Annotated in this window: 21 protein-coding genes and 1 tRNA gene; 4 read left to right on the top strand and 18 right to left on the bottom strand. The window is 36.3% G+C overall.

The features are described 5' to 3' along the window. Positions 1 to 12: 12 nt before the first annotated feature. Genes AEQU1_RS03815 through hutH form a run of 12 tightly spaced genes read right to left on the bottom strand, consistent with a single transcriptional unit; the run spans position 13 to position 10272 of the window. Positions 13 to 1008, bottom strand: a complete 996-nt coding sequence (locus AEQU1_RS03815) for a BtrH N-terminal domain-containing protein (protein WP_111878885.1) — start codon at positions 1006 to 1008, stop codon at positions 13 to 15. Further along, positions 1008 to 1409, bottom strand: coding sequence for a hypothetical protein (locus AEQU1_RS03810; RefSeq protein ID WP_111878883.1), 402 nt, complete (start codon positions 1407 to 1409; stop codon positions 1008 to 1010). Before AEQU1_RS03810 ends, AEQU1_RS03815 begins: the two co-directional genes overlap by 1 nt. A 2-nt stretch (positions 1410 to 1411) precedes the next feature. After that, positions 1412 to 1870 (bottom strand): ABC transporter permease, encoded by a 459-nt coding sequence (locus AEQU1_RS03805; RefSeq protein ID WP_111878882.1) that lies wholly within the window; start codon positions 1868 to 1870, stop codon positions 1412 to 1414. Between the two features lie 2 nt (positions 1871 to 1872). Further along, positions 1873 to 2310 (bottom strand): hypothetical protein, encoded by a 438-nt coding sequence (locus AEQU1_RS03800; protein WP_111878880.1) that lies wholly within the window; start codon positions 2308 to 2310, stop codon positions 1873 to 1875. Then, complete coding sequence (locus AEQU1_RS03795) at positions 2311 to 3444, bottom strand: beta-ketoacyl-ACP synthase III (RefSeq protein ID WP_111878879.1); 1134 nt, start codon at positions 3442 to 3444, stop codon at positions 2311 to 2313. Beyond that, a complete protein-coding gene (locus tag AEQU1_RS03790) occupies positions 3444 to 4361 on the bottom strand; it encodes a hypothetical protein (protein ID WP_111878878.1) in 918 nt (305 codons plus the stop codon). Before AEQU1_RS03790 ends, AEQU1_RS03795 begins: the two co-directional genes overlap by 1 nt. Before the next feature lie 3 nt (positions 4362 to 4364). Then, complete coding sequence (locus AEQU1_RS03785) at positions 4365 to 5246, bottom strand: lipid A biosynthesis acyltransferase (protein ID WP_111878876.1); 882 nt, start codon at positions 5244 to 5246, stop codon at positions 4365 to 4367. 17 nt (positions 5247 to 5263) lie between these two features. Next, entirely contained in the window at positions 5264 to 5506 is a 243-nt protein-coding gene (locus AEQU1_RS03780; protein WP_111878875.1) for an acyl carrier protein, read from the bottom strand. Between the two features lie 2 nt (positions 5507 to 5508). Then, the gene (locus AEQU1_RS03775) at positions 5509 to 6729 is read right to left on the bottom strand and encodes a beta-ketoacyl synthase (protein ID WP_111878873.1); all 1221 of its coding nucleotides are present in this window, start codon (positions 6727 to 6729) and stop codon (positions 5509 to 5511) included. Between the two features lie 12 nt (positions 6730 to 6741). Then, the gene (fabG, locus tag AEQU1_RS03770) at positions 6742 to 7494 is read right to left on the bottom strand and encodes a 3-oxoacyl-ACP reductase FabG (protein WP_111878871.1); all 753 of its coding nucleotides are present in this window, start codon (positions 7492 to 7494) and stop codon (positions 6742 to 6744) included. Positions 7495 to 7551: 57 nt separating this feature from the next. Beyond that, positions 7552 to 8685 (bottom strand): WG repeat-containing protein, encoded by a 1134-nt coding sequence (locus AEQU1_RS03765; RefSeq protein ID WP_111878870.1) that lies wholly within the window; start codon positions 8683 to 8685, stop codon positions 7552 to 7554. A gap of 60 nt (positions 8686 to 8745) precedes the next feature. Beyond that, positions 8746 to 10272: a histidine ammonia-lyase gene (hutH, locus tag AEQU1_RS03760; protein WP_111878868.1), complete on the bottom strand. Its 1527-nt coding sequence runs from the start codon at positions 10270 to 10272 to the stop codon at positions 8746 to 8748. A 101-nt stretch (positions 10273 to 10373) separates the two neighbouring features. Between hutH and AEQU1_RS03755 the strand changes: the two genes are divergently transcribed. After that, positions 10374 to 11618 carry an NAD(P)/FAD-dependent oxidoreductase gene (locus AEQU1_RS03755; protein ID WP_111878867.1) on the top strand — a complete coding sequence of 415 codons (1245 nt, stop codon included), beginning with the start codon at positions 10374 to 10376 and terminating at the stop codon, positions 11616 to 11618. On the opposite strand, the gene AEQU1_RS03750 is transcribed toward AEQU1_RS03755, so the two are convergent. From AEQU1_RS03750 to AEQU1_RS03740, 3 genes are all read right to left on the bottom strand, one after another. After that, positions 11615 to 12244, bottom strand: a complete 630-nt coding sequence (locus AEQU1_RS03750; protein WP_111878865.1) for a hypothetical protein — start codon at positions 12242 to 12244, stop codon at positions 11615 to 11617. The genes AEQU1_RS03755 and AEQU1_RS03750 overlap by 4 nt on opposite strands. Positions 12245 to 12348: 104 nt before the next feature. Continuing rightward, on the bottom strand, positions 12349 to 12951 hold the full coding sequence (locus AEQU1_RS03745; RefSeq protein ID WP_111879050.1) for a hypothetical protein: 603 nt from the start codon (positions 12949 to 12951) through the stop codon (positions 12349 to 12351). A 353-nt stretch (positions 12952 to 13304) separates the two neighbouring features. Beyond that, a tRNA-Gln gene (locus tag AEQU1_RS03740) sits at positions 13305 to 13377 on the bottom strand. Positions 13378 to 13614: 237 nt separating this feature from the next. Between AEQU1_RS03740 and AEQU1_RS03735 the strand changes: the two genes are divergently transcribed. Both AEQU1_RS03735 and AEQU1_RS03730 read left to right on the top strand, forming a co-directional pair. Beyond that, positions 13615 to 16938, top strand: coding sequence for a DUF2723 domain-containing protein (locus AEQU1_RS03735; RefSeq protein ID WP_111878864.1), 3324 nt, complete (start codon positions 13615 to 13617; stop codon positions 16936 to 16938). A 27-nt stretch (positions 16939 to 16965) separates the two neighbouring features. Beyond that, the gene (locus AEQU1_RS03730; RefSeq protein WP_111878862.1) at positions 16966 to 17610 is read left to right on the top strand and encodes a polysaccharide deacetylase family protein; all 645 of its coding nucleotides are present in this window, start codon (positions 16966 to 16968) and stop codon (positions 17608 to 17610) included. Between the two features lie 9 nt (positions 17611 to 17619). On the opposite strand, the gene AEQU1_RS03725 is transcribed toward AEQU1_RS03730, so the two are convergent. The 3 genes from AEQU1_RS03725 to AEQU1_RS03715 all read right to left on the bottom strand — a co-directional run bounded on the left by AEQU1_RS03725 (position 17620) and on the right by AEQU1_RS03715 (position 20907). Continuing rightward, positions 17620 to 19113 carry a hypothetical protein gene (locus AEQU1_RS03725; RefSeq protein ID WP_111878860.1) on the bottom strand — a complete coding sequence of 498 codons (1494 nt, stop codon included), beginning with the start codon at positions 19111 to 19113 and terminating at the stop codon, positions 17620 to 17622. 216 nt (positions 19114 to 19329) lie between these two features. Continuing rightward, the gene (locus tag AEQU1_RS03720) at positions 19330 to 19626 is read right to left on the bottom strand and encodes a co-chaperone YbbN (RefSeq protein WP_111878859.1); all 297 of its coding nucleotides are present in this window, start codon (positions 19624 to 19626) and stop codon (positions 19330 to 19332) included. Between the two features lie 54 nt (positions 19627 to 19680). Beyond that, entirely contained in the window at positions 19681 to 20907 is a 1227-nt protein-coding gene (locus tag AEQU1_RS03715; RefSeq protein WP_111878857.1) for a metallophosphoesterase, read from the bottom strand. 335 nt (positions 20908 to 21242) lie between these two features. On the opposite strand from AEQU1_RS03715, the gene AEQU1_RS03710 reads away from it, so the two are divergent. Beyond that, positions 21243 to 21395, top strand: a complete 153-nt coding sequence (locus AEQU1_RS03710) for a hypothetical protein (protein WP_181566700.1) — start codon at positions 21243 to 21245, stop codon at positions 21393 to 21395. Positions 21396 to 21472: the final 77 nt, after the last annotated feature.

The following is a 21472-nucleotide window of genomic DNA, read 5'->3' as shown; positions in this document are numbered from 1 at the left end:
AAAGGGAACTTTTTAAATTGCCTTTTTTAGCTTCTTAAAGAACACTTTTTCCAAATCGGCAATATGGTCCAATTGGTCAGCGACTTTATTGTAGCTGTCAGTTTGAGCACTACGGTTTTTATAAATACGCGATGCTTCAAGGGCGAAATCTCGCCATAAATCGCCAATTTCTGTCATTTCTTTTGACAGTTCAATCAATTTTTCGTTACCAAGCAATTTCCCAGATTCCTGTAAAAATGCAGCATAAATATATCGAAAACCTCCACCGCCTGTGCCTATTTCTTCTTGCATTCGCACCACTTGTCCCAAATAATGATTTGCGGTTTTAATTCCTTTTTTCTTCGGCCATTTTCTGATTAAACCCGCTATTTTATGAATTCCTTTTACGCCAACAAAAGAAACTGGTGCTAGCATTGCTTTGCAGGTATCTTTAATTCCTTTTACGATTGCTTTTTCAAGTTCCAGTTTCTCGGGAAACGAAATTGGATAATACATATGCCCTTTAGGTGCAAAAGCGCCTTTTGCAAAACGCACTTTTTCCAATTCTTTTTCTGAAAGGGAAGTCACGTTTTCCATTACCGGATCACTGATTAAATAACGATTGTCTTGCTTCCCATAAACAACCATATTGTGAGCATTGAAATGAAAACGGTATTCATCCGGAAAATAAACTAAGTTGTAAATACCAACTTGTAGTCCAACAGGATTATTCTTTTCAAGATTTTCATCCAAACGTGTTTTAGCGTCTTTTGGATTGCTAAATTTTTCACGTTTCATTTTTACGCCTGTGCGCTTTGCGAACTTTTTAAAAATATGTCCAGGCATTGCGCGATACGTAATCACAGGAGCATGATTTACCTTTAGCAACGGAATATAACAAAACAACAAGCCGCTGCCAATACCAAAAACCATAGGCTCGCTCACGCTGAAACCGTTGTGTTTCATTAGGTTCGAAACCACTCCATTTTCGCAGTGGGCAGATTGGTGGTGGGTAAAGTTTATTTCCATTATTTTGAAATATTCTGAAGTTCTTCAACTGAAATCTCAAAAACCTCAGCGTATTTATTCAAAGTTTTACTGTTCAATTTTTTAAAAGTAGATGGTTTAAAATGTCTTTTCACTTTCCATTGCCAAAACCCAACGTAGCTCGCCAAAATGCCAACGTCCATTTTGTGTAGTTCCATGTAATATTCAATGGGGCTGGTTTCGCCTTTCATTACTCGGGCTTTCGCTTCATCAATCCGTTCGTTAATATCGTCAATTGCATTGTTTAACGCTACAGTTTTTGGTTCCCAGCCTGTACTGTTTTCTGTTGTGTATTCTCCGTTCTCGTCAACCGCGTAACAGAGTTCACGGAAATTTGCAGATTCCAAATTGCTTTTGTCTTGTGGCACTTCTTTTTTCTTCATAATCAGACCTCATGGATTAAAAAATTCATGGTAGAAGATACAATTAATTTTTCTGAGAGAAATGTTTGAGTTTCGAGGCTACACATTGTCATTTCGCCTGTATCATATCTTGAAAGAAGTTTTGCTTTTGTAATAATTGTTTCACCAACCTTTGGAAGTTCAAAAATCTCAACCTTTTTAATTGCGCTTATGTAGCCAACAAGTTTGTTGCCAGTTCCTTCCAAGTCGTCTTTTTCAAAAAAACTTTGTCCCACAACTGCAGATGCAGCTTGAGCAGCATTTTCAATAAGCCCAGTTTCTGAAAGCTTTTCTTCTTTTAAAAAGACACATTTTTCAGAAATATAAAATTGTGTTGAAACCGAATTGTCGTCAATTTCAAGTACCGAAGTAACCATTAGCATCGGCTTGCGATGCGGAAGAAAGTTGGAAATGTCTAAACTTGAAACATCCATTGCCTTCATTCCTAATTTGCTAATACGGTTTTCATTTCGCTGGAAGCGATTACTTTTCCATCGCACTCAGTTTCGGCTGTTACCAAAGTAACGCCCATAATATCGTGTAGAATTAGTACCGTTGTTTTAAGTTCTTTCCCAACGGCAGGAAGTTCAAAAATTTCTGCCTTTTTAATGGCGCCAATGTAGCCTGTTGGGGCATCTTCTTTTTTCAAAAAAAATTGGTAGCCTGTATAAAGCGCAACCGTTTGCGCCATATGCTCAATCAAGCCAGGACCAGTAAATTTATTGTTTTGGATAAAAATATTTTCTTGGGAAACAGTTAAGCCTGCAACCACTTTATTTTCTTCAAAATGAAGCAGTTTGTCCACCATTACAAACGGTGCTTTCTGTGGAATTAATCTTCCGATAAAATTTTTATCCGTTATTTTTTCGGTGAATACCTCCATTTAAACTACTGTCAAATATGCATATGAATATGCGAAGCGGGCACTTTCGGGAACTTGAAGAAAAATTCTATCCCCTTTTTTAAGATTCCCGGAATGCACCAATTCTTCTAACATAAGATAGATAGAACCAGCACCCACATTTCCAACTTTTTGAAGATTCAAAAACCATTTTTCCCAAGGCAAATGAAGGCCTTGATTTTCAATTTCGTTGTAAAGATTTTCCTTAAAATAATAGGAAGATATATGTGGCAAATAATAATCTATATCGTCTTCGGTGATGTTGTGCTTTTCCATGGCCAACTTCATACTGGCAACACCTTTTTGAAGGATGTTATCACCCAACAATTTCACATCCTGCTTCATTGCAAAAAGTGATTTTTTTCCCCAAACATCTGCGGGATATTCGCTCCACGGCTTTAGACTTCCATCTTCCAATTTATCACCGCCAGCATACATACAAGTATCAAGTTCAAAGGCATAACTGTAACCTTCCATCCATTCAATTTTCAATGGTGTTTTTCCGTTCGGTTCACTTTCCAAAAGAAATGCGCCCGCCCCGTCAGAAAGCATCCAACGTAAAAATTCTTTGTTAAAAGCAAGAATGGGATGCTCTTCTATTTCTTGTAAATGCGCTACTTCATCTTCAAAAATATCTGACTTCATCCAAGAAGAAGTACGCTCGGAACCTGTGCAAACAGCATTTTTCACTTGTTCAGATTTTATGGCCATATAGCCATATTTTAAAGCGTTCATTCCACTACAACAAGCTCCAGATGGAGAATTTACTTCAAGATTTCCATTCTTTAAAAAACCGTGAACCATAGCCGCGTGGCTTGGCAAAATCTGGTCTGGGCTGGAAGTGCCACAAGAGAGCAATTCAATTTCGTTTTTATTGAAAGTTTCATCACATAATTCTTCAACGGCTTTAGCGGTAAGTTGCGCGTTATTATGAGTTACGTTTCCATCTTTATCAATAGCGTAATAACGTGTTTTTATTTGGTTGTTTCGAAGGATAATTCGGCGGGCCTTTGAGGTTTTCCCGTTGATGATTCCTAGCTTTTCCTCCATCGCCTCATTTTCAACTGGCTCATTGGGCAAAAACTTCGCAATCCTTGTAATATATACGTTCTTCATTAATCTTGCTTTAATGCAACTGATGAATAATAGGCTTTATTTCGTTGTATTTTACGGTACATTGGAAAATAAGTGAGTAAAAATACAACAAATACAATTGGGGCTATAAGCCATATTGCAAATAACAAATAATATTTAAAATAAACGAGCCATTTCTTTCTTTCTTCGCCATCTTTTTTAATTAAATGGCTGGCCCATTTTGTGAAAACAACATTCCCCCGAATATCTGTGGCAATTAGTGAAGGATCTACTTTTACTGCGCCAACAGATAAAAGATTTTGTTGCAGGCTTGAGTATTCATTTTGAAGCAAAGCCTCTTTAATGGGAGTTCCAAAACGCGAAGACGCTTTAATATCATTATCAGAAACACCAGGTTTTGGGAAGACTCCTAACATTTTGGTTTTCTTTCCACCCATCAGCCAATGCACGATTGTTATTACGCTTATATGGTTCAGATTTCTATCTACCAAAGCAATATTCCCAACCAATTTTGCATTGTTTGCCACCAGCAATTTTTTTACTTTTTCCTGCGCCATTATCCACATATTTCTGCTGGCTGAAACTGTTACAACTGGTGTATTAGCAAGTAATGTCTTTGCGTCTTCAGATTTTAAAAATGAATTGACTGGTATGGATGGTGTTAAATACCAGGTAGTAAATCCCAAAATAACCAAATCATATTTTTTCTGGATAATTTCAGTAGGAATAACTTCTAATGGCGTGGGAATTTGAAGAAAGGTTTCGGGAAAGGCTCCGTAAAATTCTTCTTGCTTCCAGGGAAAAGGGAATTTTTTCTTCGGAAGAATTTCATAATAAGAAATATTCACGTTTTCATCTGAAATTGTGGAAGATATATTCTTCAGAATATCAAAAAGCTGTCCGGTTTGCGAATAGTATATTATTAGTACTTCCTTCATTTCTTAATCGTTTGTATCCCAAAAATCAAAATAGTTAAACCATTGAAGTGGATACTTTTTCAACATCCATTCCACGCTTTCAGTGTATTTTTTTAGTAGGCCTTGTGCATCGCGGTTTTTTACTTCCGCTTGCCGGGCATATAGATGATAATGCTTGTTTGTTTCTTTCATTACATAGACAAACAAAACCGGAACGTTCAACCTGCTTGCCAATAAAAAGGGCCCAGCGGGAAAATTTGCTTCTTTTCCCATCAACGATTCAGACAATACTTTTTGGCCTTTCATATATCTATCACCAGTAAAACATACCAATTCGCCATTAGTTAATGCGTTGTTTATTTCAAATATATGCGACATATCGTCCTTCACCAAAATAAATTTCACTTTGGAACGCACTGTTACTTTCTCCATGTACTCCTTTATGTTTTGATGTTCGGCGTCTGTAGTAATAAGGCTTATCTGTGAACGAGTATCAATTTCCTCGAAAAAAAATTCGGCAATCTCAAAATTACCAACGTGGGCGCTAATCATAATCCCACCCTGTTTTTTATCGAGAAGTTCAATGATGTTTTCCACTCCGTCACATTCATAGGTAAACTGATTTTTAAGACCTGAAGAAATGGCGGCCTTATCAATAATAGTTTTTCCAAATGTATAGTAGCTTTTATAAATGCTGAAAAAACTTTTAAAAGAAGGGTATTGGAGTCTTTTTTTAAAATAATAGTAGATGGAACGTGTGCTTTTTCCAGCAAAAAAAACATAATAGAGAGCTACAAAATAAAGCAGTCCATAAGCGGCGCGAACACCTAATTTTCTGATAAAGAATATAAAGATTTTATATCCTAAAACGGTTCCTTTGCTTTTGCCTTCCCATTCACCTGCCATAGATTAGTATTGCAATTTTAGGCGACTTTCTTTTCAATTAGATCATAAAAATCTTGAAGTGTTATAACATTAATGAAATCTTCACCAGTCAATTTCACGCCAAAATTGGCCTCAATGGCAACAACCAAGTCTACAAAGTCCAAGCTATCCAACTCTAAAGTCTCTTTTAAATTGGCTCTTGGTTCAATGTCTTCACTTTCTACCTCAAACTCATCTACCAAAAAGTAGTTTATCTTCTCAACTATAACTTCTTTATTCATTTTTAATATGTGCACTTTTTAATAATTAATGCGGAATTGGTTCCCCCAAATCCAAAAGAATTCGACAAAAATACATCAATTTTTCTATTTAACGTTTTGTTAACAAGGTTTAATTTTGAAGCAGCTTCGTCTGGTGTTTCAAGGTTTATATTTGGCGCTATGAAGGAATGTTCCATCATCAGCATGGAATAAATAACTTCACTAGCCCCTGCCATCCAGCACTCATGTCCTGTCATAGATTTTGTGGAGCTTACATATGGGCCATTTTCTCCAAATACTTCTGTAATTGCATGTGCTTCATTAGCATCTCCAACAGGTGTCGAGGTTGCATGGGCATTTACATAATCTATTTCAGAGGCTTTAATATTTGCTTGATCCAGTGCCATTTTCATTGCTCGGGCTGGGCCGTCAACGTTTGGAGTTGAAATATGCTCGCCGTTTGAAGAAAAACCGTAGCCTATAATTTCACCTAAAATTGGCGCACCTCGTTTTACGGCACTTTCGTAGCTTTCAATAACCAAAGTAGCCGCGCCGCCACTTGGCACCAAGCCATCACGGTCTTTATCAAAAGGACGGCATGCTTTTGCTGGATCTGCATGTGTTGAAAACACGCCAAGACCATCAAAACTACCCATTGCGAGTTCATTTATTTCTTGAGCTCCTCCTGAAATGATACAATCCTGCAGCCCATTTTTTATTAAAAAATAAGCCATTCCAATGGAGTGTGAACCACTAGCGCAAGCGGCGCTAATCGTAAAATTTATTCCTCTTAACTTAAAAATAGTTGAAAGATTCATCGTAACAGATGAGTTCATTGCTTTAAAAATTGCGCCTGAACCAACGAGTGTGGTATCTTTCTTTTCCCGAATTTTATCTACAGATTCTATTACGGATTTTGCAGTACTATCGTTTCCGTAAAGAATGCCTACTTCGTTTTCATCGAGAAATTGCTGGTCTATTTTAGCATTTCTTAATGCTTCAATGGTTGCCGTATAGGCAAATGCACCTTCTTCGCCTAAACTTACTCGCTCTCTTCTGGTGAGCATTTCTTTCAAATTTGGTTCCTCCACCCAGCCTGTTAAACTAGAGCGATACCCGAATTCTTTTCTTTTTTCGTCGGAAATAATTCCAGATTTCCCATTGTACAAGGACTCTTTCACCTCCTGCAAGTTTTTGCCAATGCAGGAATAAATGCCCATTCCAGTTATTACTACTCTTCTCACTTCTTTGTCAATTTAGGAATAAATTCCTCCATTAATATTAATCACTTCTCCGGTAATATAGGAAGATTTTGAAGAAGCCAAAAAACTAACTACATGCGCCACTTCTTCAGCTTCGCCGAAACGGTTAGCTGGAATCATTTTTTTAAGCTCTTTTTCATCAAGTTCAGCAGTCATATCACTTTTTATAAAACCTGGCGCTACTGCATTTACTGTTATATTCCGTTTTGCAACTTCTTGCGCTAACGCTTTTGTAGCGCCAATAACTGCGCCTTTTGCTGCGGAATAGTTTACTTGTCCCGGAGTTCCTTTCAAACCAGAAACCGAAACCATATTTATAACTCTTCCGTACTTATTTACCAATAATTTTTGAATCAATGCATTGGTAACGTTGTAAAACCCATTTAAACTGGTGTTTATAACACTGTGCCAATCTTCGGGTTTCATCCACATAAATAAGCCGTCTTTGGTAATCCCTGCATTGTTTATAATTACCTCAATGATAGCGTCTTTATTAGCTTCATGCCATACGTCAAATGCCTTATTAACAGCTTCAGCATTGGTAACGTCAAACTGTATTATTTCGCCTTTACCGCCAAGAGCTTCCACATCCTTCAAAGTTTGTTGGGCAGCTTCTTTATTACCGTTGTAATTTATAAGAAGGCTGTATTCCAAATCTTTCGCAAGTTGAATACAAACTGCGCGGCCAATACCACGAGAGCCTCCCGTTACTAATGCGTATTTCTGTTTCGCTTTTTTCTCTTCCATTTAATTTTTTCTAGCAAAGACAAAACGTTGTCTTTTCTCGTTTTTCTACTCTTATTTCTATTTTGAAGTATTCACAAAAGCCTCCGCATTTTGGTGCCATTTGCCAACTACATTCCCTTTTTCATCTATAAAACCCCACTCTTTGTTTTTCTTTACCCGGGCAAGACCATCAATAAAACCTTTATCGGATCCACTTTGTAGAAACCCAAACATTCCTATTGAAATATCATATTCCATAGGGATTACCAACTTGCCTGTTTTATCAACAAAACCCCAAAGTTTTTTCTCCTTTACGGGAGCTAAACCATTGTCAGAAAATATTTCGGCATCCCTATATTTTATATCGATAGCCTTTTCTCCCTTTTCATTAATATATCCCCATTCCTTGCCTTGATTAACTGGCGCAAGCCCTGCATTAAAAGCACGTACTTTATCATAAGCTGGCTGTATTACCCATTCGCCTTTTCCATTGATGAAACCCATCATTTTATTACTTCGAGCATAGGTTAATGGAGAATCATTGGTAAAATCCCAAATTTTATCTACACCACTAATTGGTTTAAAAGTTCCATTAATAAGCACTCCAAAGCTTTCCCCTTTTCTTGCCCAAATTCCATTTTTACTGAAATCACCAATTTCATTATAGTCTGCTGGAACAACAACTTCACCTTTTGTATTTAATAAGCCCCAAGTTTCACCATTCTTGAATTTTGCATGACCGTTGTTAAACTTTTTTATTTCATCATATTTTGGTTCTAAAATAGATTTTCCGCTTGTATCCATTAAACCAATTTTATCACCATCGCGGATTATAGCTACCCCGTTATCAAAATCATAATATTTATCTCTTGCGGGTGTATCTAAGGTCTCGCCTTTTGTGTTTATGTATTTCCATTGGTCGTTTTGCATTACCAAAGCATAGCCGGAATTAAATTCTTTCACTCGGTCATATTCGGGCTGGATTGCCCATTCACCGGAAGTATTTATAAAACCCCATTTTTTGTCTTTCATTGCAGCAGCCATCTTGCCAGAAAAACTATCTGCCTTTTCAAATTGGGGTTGAATAACGTATTCTCCAGATTTATTAATATATCCGAAGAGGTCATTGTCGCGAACCAAAGCCAGTTCCTGAGCGGAAAATGCAGTTATTCCTAATAAAAAAATAAGTACGGAAGAAAAAATTGTTTTCATAATAGTATCAATTTAAGTTAGTTGAAGTTAAAATAAACAATTTTGGAATATATCCCGCAGTTATTTTACAGAATCCATCAAAAAATCTTTCACCTTGTTTACGTATGGATACATAACTACATCTTCCTTAAAAACAGGTACAATCGCGCGGATTTCATCGTACATTTTTTTAGTTTCAGAAGAGACCTGATCTTGTACTTTTAAATATTCAATAGCCTGAATAATGGTTATGAGTTCTATTGCAACTACTTCAAAAGAATTTTCAATCACTTTTTTTGTAATCAATGCCGCATTAGTTCCCATACTTACAATATCCTGATTGTCGTTGTTGTTGGGAATACTGTGCACATACATTGGATTACTAAGCATTTGGCTTTCGGCAGTGGTTGAAGTTGCGGTGAATTGCACGCCCTGCATTCCAAAATTCAATCCTAATTTACCAAGATTTACGAACGGAGGCAATATGTCGTTAAGTTTAGAATTGAGCAAATAATTCAATTGACGCTCGGAAAGCATCGTCATTTTAGCAACTACTATTTTCAGCTTATCCATTTCCAAGGAAACATAATCGCCGTGGAAATTTCCACCGTGATAGACATTGCGTTTTTCAACATCTACAATTGGATTATCGTTAGCGGAATTTACTTCTTCAATCAGTATTTTTTCAACAGAATTGAGCGTGTCCAAAACAGGTCCCAAAATTTGAGGAACACAACGCAACGAATAGTATTCCTGTACTTTTTCTACAAAAATCTCATCGTTTACATTCCCATTGTATAAATGATGCTCACGCTTACGCGTCAAGCTACTGTCCTTTAAATGTTCGCGCATCATTTTAGCAATTTGGCGCTGTCCGTTGTGTTTTTTGGTTTGGTTCAGTTCAAAGGAAAGGTGATCATCATACGCTTTTACAATTTCATTTATAGCAGAAGATGCTTTAATCATCCAATCCATAATGCGTTTTGTGTAAAGCACATTTACTACGCCAATACCCGTCATTACTGAGGTTCCATTCATCAAAGCCAAACCTTCGCGAAGTTCTACTTTTATGGGTTGAAGATTTTCCATTTTGAAAACTTCTTCCGTATTTTTTCGATCCCCCTTATAAAAAACTTCACCTTCGCCAATTAGCACTAAAGCCAAATGGGCAAGCTGCACCAAATCGCCACTGGCACCCACGCCACCGTGTTCATAAATAAGTGGAATAATATTTCTGTTAAGCAACTCTCCCATTAATTTAATAACCGAAGGATGCACGCCGCTATTGCCAAGGCTCAAAGTATTAAGTCTTGCAAGCATCGCCGCGCGAACATATTGTGCAGGAATTGGGTTTCCAGTCCCAGAAGAGTGGCTGCGAATAAGATTATACTGCAACTGGATGCGCTCATCATCCTTAATTTTATACTGCGCCATTGGGCCGAAGCCTGTATTGACGCCATAAATAATTTTATTTTCAGAAAATTCTTTCAGAAAATCAAAACTGTTTTGAACTCTTTCTATTATATCTTTGTGAAGTTGGACAGTATCGTTTTTGAATATTATTTTATCAAAATCGTTTATTTCCAGTTTTCCTTGTAATGTTGGCATTTAGTGTTGAATCAATGGTTTGATTAAATTTTTGAGAGCTAATATAATTTAGTTACTTTAGAATGCAAATTTAGAATTTTTTAACAATCTATATATTTAATATGAATGATATTGTTGTTGATGTGTTAATTATTGGCGCTGGACCTTCGGGATGTGTAGCTTCTGCTTACTTAAAAAACAATGGAATAAGCTCGAAAGTAGTAGAAAAAAGTAAGTTTCCACGCTTTGTAATCGGGGAAAGTCTTTTGCCACGCTGTATGGACCATTTTGAGGAGACAGGTCTTTTGGATTGTTTGATGGAACAAAAATTTGAAATCAAAGCTGGTGCTAGATTTCTGAAAAATGATATTGTTTGTAATTTTGATTTTGGAAAAAAACATACTCCAGGTTGGAACTACACTTGGCAAGTACCACGTGCGGATTTTGACAACACACTCGCCAAAGAAATTGTAAAAAAAGGGGTTGATGTTTCCTTTGGGCACGAAGTAACAAACGTTCAGTTTGACGAAAATGGCCATTCAATCACAACTATAAAAAATGAAGAAGGCGAGGAATATAACATTAAAGCAAAATTTATAATTGATAGCAGCGGCTATGGAAGAGTTTTACCGCGTTTATTGGATTTGGAAAAATCTTCTACATTAAACCCCAACTCTGCAATTTACACACATATAAAAGAAACCGAACGCCCCGAAGGTGTTGAGGGAACTCTTATTACCTTTGATGTTGTGAAAGATGAAGTATGGCTTTGGGTAATTCCTTTTTCAAATGGAAATACAAGTATCGGTTTTGTAGGGCCCACGGAATTTATAGAATCTTTTGAAGGCACAAATGCAGAAAAAATGCGCGAAATGCTCAAAATTTCTGATTACTATTACGATAGATTAAAAAATCAAGAATTTCTTTTTGAGCCGCACATTATAAAAAATTATTCAAAAGCGGTAAAGCAACTTTACGGAAAGGGATATGCCCTTACGGGGAATAGCGCTGAATTTTTAGATCCAGTATTTTCATCTGGCGTTACCTTCGCTACAGAATCTGGATTAAAAGCCGCCAAATTAATCACCAAAGAACTCCAAGGAGAAAAAGTTGATTGGGAACAAGACTATACTGGTTATATTATGAAAGGTGTAGACGTTTTTAGAACCTATGTTAGTGAGTGGTACACGGGCAATCTTCAGAAAATATTTTTCCATCGCCCCGAAAATCCTGTAATAAAAGAACAGATTTGCGCAGTACTTGCAGGTTATGTTTGGGATGAAACTAATCCTTTTGTAAAAAACCACAACCGCCTTGTAAAGACGGTTGCGAAGGTTATTGATATGGAAAACGAGATGGCAAATTAATTATACTTAATACCTCTCCTCATTTTTTTTGCGAAAAATTTAGCAAGGTTCCAATAACCGTATGCTATTCTTTCTCCTTGATGAAAATCAAATCCTTCCAGTGTTGATTTATCTCCAGAATACGTACATTCTACATCAGTTATATTTGCTGAAAAGAGAATATTTTCAGTGTTTTCTGTTTCATAAATGGAAATGGTTATTTCAAGATTTCCACTTTTTCTTATAAAACCATTATTATATCCTGGGTAGATTTCTGTAGTATGGATTTTAATGGAATAGGGCAAATCTGACTGGTTTTTTATCACCTTTATCTCTTCATTTTTAAAATATTCATTAAAAGCTTTTATATATCTGGGCTCATATCTGTATGCTCTGTCACTAAACCATTCTTCACGGAACACACGTGCATTTCCGGATTTGGCTTGTTCTTTTTCCAACATTGTTTTTTGAAGATATGCTTCTTCGTTTTCAAAATCCTTTACAGCGAGATCTGAATAATCAAAAACCAAGTTGTATTCCGAAATATCCTTCAGATTTTTGAAACTGCCTGAAACTATATTGATTTCCTGGGCAAAATGACCGACTGACAAAAAAATAAATAGAATAAAAAAAATAGCAAATTTCATTTTGATAGAATTTAAACTTGAACAAAATAAACAATTTAACAAAACAGCCGCCTAAACTTGGCAGCTGTTTAATAATAATGTATTAAGTATTCTTAAGGCTAAAATTATTTAGCTTTTTTTCGAATGTTTGCCGCAAGTTCTTTTGCCAATTTTGCATAGGCTTCAGAAATTCTGTATCCAGAATCATAATCCATTCCGAAGGCTCCATTACCTTCAACTTTTGTATAGTTTCCTGAAAAAATAACATTGCTTGGGTCTCCAGTTTTGTAAATTGAAATAGTTGCTTCAATTTTTGAATTTTGGCGAACTACCCCTACGTTATAACCGGCATACATCATTGTAGTGTGCACTTTCATTGTATATTCTGCGCCAATGTTATTCCCTACCTTCACTTCACCATCATCAAAACGCTTGTTAAATGATTCAATAAATTTAGGCTCATAACGATTTGGACGATCAGCAAACCAAGATTCTTTGAATTTTTCACCAGATTCTGGATTCTTTTCATCTCTCTTAGCCATTTTATCCTCAAGAAACTCCTCTTCAGATTTGTATTTTGGAATGGAAAGATTTGAGTAATCAAACTCAAGATTGTATGCAGTTATTCCTTTTAAATTTTTAAAATCACCTTGGGTTACTTTTACTTTTTGTGAAAACATAAAAGTAGTGCAAAACAGCACGGCAATCAGCGTTAATTGTTTCTTCATAATTGTTTTAGTTAAGGTTTTACGTATTACAAACATATTGAAATATTTTTTTAATTGCTTAAATAAAAAATTCTACCCACTTAAACGATTAGGCTAAACGGAACAAATACGCTGGGAATTACAAAGTTTATTTATCCAATAAAACCAACCACTTTCACGCAGGACAATCAATTTAAATTTGTCGAAAAAGAAAATTCCAACCTTTTTCAAGATTGGAATACTTGATGAGAAAAGTTATATGTACAACTATCGGAGGCTTTTTCACTTTTCCACCCATAATGATTTGGGCTACTTTCCACAAGAACAGTTATAAATGAAAAAAGTCCCAATCTAATAATAGATTGAGACTTATGTTGGCCCACTAGGGCTCGAACCTAGACTCTTCTGTACCAAAAACAGACGTGTTGCCAGTTACACCATGGGCCAATTCAAAAAAATTTGGGCTTTCACCCACCGAAGCTAAAAATATTTTTTCGCCTAGGAGGTGCAAATTTAATACAAAGTTTGGCTTGTACAAATATTTTAATATAAAAAAATACAGTTTGTATTTTGCAGACCTTTATCTCGTTAAAAATATCACATCATATTGCACGTTACATCAATTAGATACTTGGGGCTATCTATATTATTAGTAAATTCGTCCCATTAAAATTTTATGCACTTATGGGTTCTTTCAACTTTACAAAATGGAACAAAATTACAGGCTGGATTGTATTTGCTATTGCACTCACAACTTACTGGCTTACAGTAGAACCTACCGCCAGTTTTTGGGATGCTGGTGAGTATATAACTACCGCTAGCAACCTAGAAGTTGGCCACCCACCCGGAGCTCCACTTTACCAATTGCTCGGTGCATTTTTCTCTATTTTTGCTCCAGACGCTTCTCACATCGCTTTAACAATTAACTTGATGTCGGTTTTCTCCAGTGCTTTTACTGTTTTATTTCTTTTTTGGTCGCTTTCCATATTATTGACGAACATTGTTTCAAAACACCAAGAAATTGATAGAAACAATTCCATCGCTATTATTGCCAGTTCAGCAATTGGAGCGCTTGCTTTTGGATTTACGGACAGTTTTTGGTTTAACGCAGTTGAGGCTGAAGTGTATGCAAGTGCCGCATTTTTAATGTCTGTGCTCTTTTACACAGCGCTCCGCTGGGAACGTGAAATGCTTGAGCCTCGCGGCAATCGCTGGGCGATTCTCATTGCCTTTATTATTGGGCTTTCTTTTGGGGTTCACTTTATGGCTCTGCTTACCATTCCAGCTATTGGGTTTCTGTATTTCTTTAAACATTATAAAACCATTACGGTTAAAAATTTTATAATTGCAAATATTGTAACCGTTGCCATTCTTCTTTTCATCTTCAAGCTTTTGTTGCCGATGACCATGAAGTTTTTTAGTGCTTCGGAATTGTTTTTCGTTAACAGCATGGGGCTTCCCTTCAACTCGGGGACCATATTTGCCGCATTATTATTTATTATCCTTTTTGTTTACGGACTGCGCTTAACACACCACAAAGGTTATAAGCAATTAAACACCTTGCTTCTTTGCGTTCTTTTTATATTTATGGGTTTTTCAAGTTGGTTGATGCTTCCAATACGCGCCAATGCGGGAACGGTGATTAATGAGAATAACCCAAACAATGCCCGTGAACTGTTAGCTTATTACAACCGAGAGCAGTATCCAGAAACGCATTTATTTTACGGCCCTCTCTTCACAGAAACCTATGTGGGTCTTGATGAAAACAATCCGTATAAGGATGATAAACCGAAATACGAAAAAGATGAAACCACTGGCAAATACATTATTGTAAACAACTTTAAAAACGCTAGTCAAAATACTGATGATTCACAAAAAGCTTTTTTGCCAAGAATGTGGAGCACAGAGCATAACGCCAATTATATGGAGTTCACTGGCGGACTTGATTTTTCTATTAAAAGTGAATATTTAAGTGAGCCCCGACTTGTTGAGGAAGTAAATAAATTTAAGCAAGCCTATAACCAAAACCTGGTTGACAAAGGTGATTACGATAAATTTTTAAAGAATTTTGGACAATATCTTGACATTAAGAAACCATCGTTTTTTCAGAATATGAAATTTATGTTCGAGTTCCAGTTTGGCTATATGTACTGGCGCTATTTTATGTGGAATTTTACAGGAAGACAGGATGATGTGCAAGGTCAATATACAGATCTTCATGGAAACTGGATTAGCGGCGTTAAATTTATAGATCAGCTCCGTTTGGGAAATCAAGATGAGCTCCCCAGTGATATGACAAGCAATAAAGCTCGGAACACCTACTTTTTCCTGCCTTTAATTTTAGGAATTATCGGATTGGTTTTTCACTTTAAAAATGATCAAAAAAGTTTTTGGGTGCTATTGGTTTTCTTCCTTTTTACAGGGCTTGCGTTAAAAATATACCTCAACGAAAGACCCTTCGAACCGCGTGAACGCGACTATGCATTAGTTGGAAGTTTTTATGTTTTCGCAATGTGGATAGGTTACGGCGTTTACGCACTTTTTGATCTTTTGAAAAATTATTTAAAACCGAAAATTGCACTTCCCGTTGTTATAATTGCGACAGCTTTGGCAGCACCTATTTTGTTGGCAAGCCAAAACTGGGACGACCACGACCGTAGCAACCGCTATACAGCACAGTCTATGGGAAAAATGTATTTGGATTCGTGCGATAAAAATGCAATCCTTTTCACCATTGGAGATAATGACACCTTTGCGCTGTGGTATGCACAGAATATTGAAGGCTACCGCCAAGACGTTCGTATTGTGAACACCAGCCTTTTCCAAACAGATTGGTATATTGATGATATGAAAAAGAAAGCTTTTACCAGCGATCCAATCCCTTCACAATTAACTCACGACAAATACCGATGGGGCACACGCGACTTTTTGATCTATCAAAAAACTACGCAGGATACCATTGACATTAAAACGTGGATGAATTTTGTTGCGAACGATAGTCCTGCCACACAAATGGAGTTGCCTAGTGGGCAACAAGTAAATACTTTCCCATCAAAAATTATTCGTGTTCCCGTAGATAAAGAAGCTGTGCTTCGCAGCGGAATCGTAGACCCGAAAGATGCAGATAAAATCGTTCCCTATATAGACATCAATCTTAAAGGAGATGTTTTATATAAAAACCGAATGTTGATGCTAGACATCATTGCCAATAATAATTGGGAACGCCCAATATATTTTAGCGGTGGAAGTTTTGGCGATGACGATTATTTATGGATGAAAGACTATCTGCAATTAGATGGCGTGGTTTACAAACTAGTTCCCATAAAAACTGCCATTAACAAGAGAAGTCCTTTTGATATGGGGCGTATTGACGCCGACAAAATGTACAACATTGTTATGTCCTGGGATTGGGGCAACAGTGGCAGCCCAGACATATACCACGATACCGAAACACGTAGAAACGGAATAACCTATCGCAGCAATCTTGCTCGCCTTGCAGAGACATTAATTAATGAAGGGGAAAATGGAAAAGCTGAAAAAGTGCTGGATTTGGCAATGGAGAAAATGCCCGTAGATTATTTTGAATACTACTCTTTGTTGGAGCCTTACGTTATTGGTTACTATGAATTGGATAAAAAAGAAAAAGCACGAAAAGTTTACGAAGATGTGTCTAAAAAATACCAAGAACATCTTTCGTATTATAATAGTCTTAAATTCAACAAACAGCGCGTCATTGCAGAGGAAATAATTAGCGATATGGAACGCTACCGAAGCTTGGTACAACTAGTAGTAATGTATGATGATGAAGCGTATGGCCGCGCCGAAGCAAAGAAGTTTAATGACTATTTAAAGCTGTTCCGTCATTTCTATTCTCCAGACGAAGCGATGGATTTGGACAAGGACGTTCAAAAGGATTCCACTATCGAGATTCCTTTAGATTCCAATCTTTTGAAACAAATGGAACGTGAACCCACCAAGCAAATTGATGAAGAAACACCCGTAAATTAATAAAATTTGCAACTACGTTTAGTAAAAATGCCCAGATTCATTCAGCGGTTATACCCTGAGCGGATTTGGGCATTTTCGCGTAAAAAGGATTCAGTCTATCTAACTTTTGATGACGGCCCAATTCCGGAAGTTACGCCGTGGGTTTTGGACGAATTAAAAAAGCACAATGCAAAAGCTACGTTTTTTTGTATCGGCGAAAATGTAAAAAAACATCCTGAAATTTTCAGAAGAATAATTGCTGAAGGTCATTCCGTGGGTAACCACACATTTAATCATTTAAATGGTTGGCAAACCAAAACAACACAATATATTGAGAATGTTGAAAAGGCTGAAAGAGAAATGATAAATAATTCAAAGATCAACAGTCAGCAATCAACAATCAGCAATCAACCATCTCTTTTCCGTCCGCCGTATGGAAAAATCACTTCAAAACAAGCTAAAATCCTTCAGAAAAAAGGATTTAAAATTGTGATGTGGGATATAATTAGTTATGACTACGACGCTACTATTTCTGAAGAAAAATGCCTACAAAATGTTCTAAAAAACATCAAGCCTGGGAGTGTTGTAGTTTTTCACGATAGCCTAAAGGCAGAAAAAAACCTTCGGTATGTTTTGCCGAAGGTTTTGGATAGAATTGAGGAGAAGGGATTGTCGTATAAATCTATTTGTTAATTGCCTATTTTATCTAGCAGTAAGATTTAGTGAAAGCGTTTGCATATTTCCCGAACCAGAATAGCGTTCAGCCCAGATTTCAATAAAATCACCTTTTGCCAACTCAATTGTGCCGATAATAGGCAAGGCTAGAATTCCCGCACTTGTAAAAAATCCAGTAGAGCCACGACCATAGACTTTGGTTTCTGTCACTACACTCCCGTTTTTGGCAATATAAAGTATAGCTGTAATATCGTCAGTTGCTTGGTAAGAAACGGATGCTGATATCTGAAAATATCTCTTTTTCGAACCGTCATATATAATTTTATTATCTCCATCTTTAATAAAACGAAAAAGACTGTTTGATGTAGTCGTTCCAGAAACTTTTTTTCTACTTCCAGTTCCGGTTCCTGAAAATGTGGTTAATGCTCCACTTCCAACAGCTGCATTTAAGTTAATATCTCCCGTAGCCACATCATCAGATTCCCTAGGAATTCCCGGACAGTTTACGGTCCAAGCATTACTAAAATTATATCCAGGATATGTGTTTGCAGCAGCATAACCTTTTATATAAGTAGTGCTTGTACCTGAAAATACTGTCCCAATTAATACACCATTTGACACAGCCAAACCTGTTGTACTTACATCAAGCGCCACGGCAGTTCCATTAGCAGTACTAAAACCACTTGCCTTTTCTACTAATCCAAAATTTCCAGTAAATTTCTCAAATGTTCCAATATTAGTAGAGAGCCAAGCTTGATTGCTTAAAAGTAAATTTCCAATATTGCTATAAGTAATTCCATTCGTATTATTTATAAATTGATTAATATTTCCAAAATAAAGACCAAAACCAGATATACTACCTACACTCGTTGTCATGCCGTCAACGATAGTATTTTGAATAAGAAGTGAGGTAGAAGTAGCAATTCCTGGCCCAGTTATATTAAATGCCTTCGCACCTTTAATAGTAATATTTCTTATACTTCCACCCGTATTTCCAGCAAAAACAGTTCCTGCCGTAAAGTCGAGAACATCTTCATTTGCATCAAGTCCAGAAATATATGCATTGTTCAAATCTATAGGAGCAGTCAATGTAATTGTACCATTGATTTCGTAATAAGTATTCGATGTAAGCTTATATGTAGATCCTCCCGCAGTAAGTTCTGGAGCCAAATCAGCCGCAGACTTTACCAATTTAAAATTATTACGTTGATTGGCAGCTGCATTTATTTTTATCCAACTCCCAGGTGCTGGAAGGACAGTTGTATCATAATAATAAAAAGATTTTAAAGTAATATCATAAACCAAAAGACTATTTGCAGGAGTAGTGATTGCCACACGCTCTGCAGTAGTCATTCTCGGCGCTAAAAGACCTTGAGTAGTAGATGTAATATCAAGTGCAGAAGAAGCAGCAGGGCTAGTATTTCCAATACCTACCTGAGCCTGTGAAATTGTCGAAAAAAGTAAAAATGTAAAGAGTACAAATCCTGCTTTAAAGCAAGATTTTGAGTAAGAAATATTCATAGCGCTAGGGTATTAAGTAAAGTTTTTCCGACAATAATAAACATTCTAATCGGTAAAAATTGCACTTTAACGATAAAATTAAATATTTTTAACTTTTGATGTAAGAATTAATATAGTGTAACTAAAGTTAAAAATAAAATAGGGAAACCTAAACGTTTAAATACCCTTAAACACGTTTAGGCAAAAAAGAAAAAAAATAAATTTGATTATATAGCTTTAGACGTATTCATTAACAAGCCCAATAAGTGTATTGGCATCTTGTTCTCCACTTTGGCGCCATTTCATTTCGCCATTTTTGTAAATCATAAGTGTGGGAAGTCCCTTCACCCGAAGTGCTTCGGCAAGTTCTTTATTCTTCTCCACGTCTATTTTAATTACGCGAGCCTTATCGCCCAATGCGGCGGCTACGTCTCTCAAAACGGGGTGCATTTCCTTGCAAGACTCGTCCCATTCTGCATAAAAGTCCAAAAGAACTGGGATACGAGTTTCAATTAATTCTCCAAATTTTGACATTCGCCTAATGTGTTAGTTGAACAATTGTATTACAAATATAACATTTCCCGATTATTATACGGTACTCTGTTTCTTTTTAAGTTGAATTACGGTAATCTCTGGCCAAATACCAACGCGCCCGGGATAGCCCAAAAAGCCAAAACCGCGGTTTACATTTATATATCTTCCAAATTCCTCATAAATTCCTGCCCAATTTTTATATCGATATTTTATGGGACTCCATTTTATTATTCCAGGTATTTCAATACCAAATTGCATTCCGTGCGTATGGCCACTCAACGTTAAATGAAAATGGCGCGGATCATCTTTTATCTTTGCTTGCCAGTGTGATGGATCGTGGCTCATCAAAATTTTGAAATCAGTCTCTAAAATTCCCTCACAGGCTTTATCGAGATCGCCGGCTTGTTTAAAACCATTTTCGCCCCAATTTTCAACACCAACCAACGCAATTTTTTGACCGTTTTTTTCGAAATATCTATTTTCGTTCAGCAACAGATCCCAACCCATTTCCTTTTGGAGTGATTTCAATTTATCGAGGTTTTCAGCTTTTTCAGTCGCACTTTCCCAGTTTACATAATCGCCATAATCGTGGTTCCCCAATACTGAGTAAACACCTCGGGGCGCTTTCAAAGTTGAAAAAAGAGCTTTCCAATCGTTCATTTCATCTGCAACATTGTTAACCAAATCGCCTGTAAAGAGAATCACATCGCTTTGTTGTTCATTTATTAAATTCACGGCATATTCCACTTTTTGGTGATTATCAAAACTACCGCTGTGCACATCGCTAATTTGCGTTAAGGTGAAACCGTCAAATTCATCTGGAAGATCATCAAATTCCAAAGCATATTTAAGCACTTTATAATTGTACTTTCCTTGAACCATTCCATAAATGAGCGATGCAAAGGGGATTGCAGCAATTCCAAGAGCGATGGTGCTTACAAATTTTCTGCGCGAAGGCATATAAAAAGACTGATCACTTCCCGCAACTTTCATAAAGACTCCCACAAAAAAACGAACAATGTCTTCCCCGAACATAAAAATAACGAGGATTAATTTTGGAATAAAAATAGCGAGGAAAATTCCGAAGAAATACATCTTCGGCGGCTCCATCATTTTTGCGGAACCAAAGAAGGACAGTTCATAAATTAATCCTGCTAAAACCCCCAGTGAAATAAAGACATATAACCCGTGAATCCACGGACTTTTTGAAATAGTTTTTACAACTTGAAAGGCGTAAATATCAACAAGAATGTAAATTATAATAAAGAGGAACCAACGCATAGAGTAGAAACAATTTTTAAAGATAGGTTGTTTCAAAAAACTGAAATGCTACTTCACTTTATTTTAACTGTTTTAGCAGCATACATTTTCTGAAATTAACGAAATTACTTCTTCAGACTATTAGAAATTAGTATTGGATTAAGTAAATATTGAGTGAAACGGAAAGTTTCAAAAGAAGTAAATCCATAATTATACTTTTCTAAGCTGTAATGGTCTGTTATGGTCTCTCTATTTACTTTGCAATATTAAAAAAGAAATAAAATTACAAATCCATTAAATTCAAGTTGTTATCTATTGCAGTTAATGTAGTATCTTAGAAAAAGATTATAAAAAACTTGAAAACCTCACTTTCACTTTTAACCTTACTTATAGGTTTTACTGGCTTTTCACAAAATGTGCCAGTGAAAAATACTACGGTTATAGATTCCATTTTAAGAGTGACCGAAAAAATTTCATCGGCAGATAAAAAAGTGATAGTCTTAAGTTAAGATAACGAATCATTGTTGCATAAAGAAAATACCAAACTCTGCTTAGGACTGAGGACCGTTGTTATGTTTGAATTTAA

Source organism: Aequorivita sp. CIP111184, assembly GCF_900489465.1.
GTDB lineage: Bacteria > Bacteroidota > Bacteroidia > Flavobacteriales > Flavobacteriaceae > Aequorivita.
This window is presented reverse-complemented; position numbering and strand designations above follow the sequence as displayed.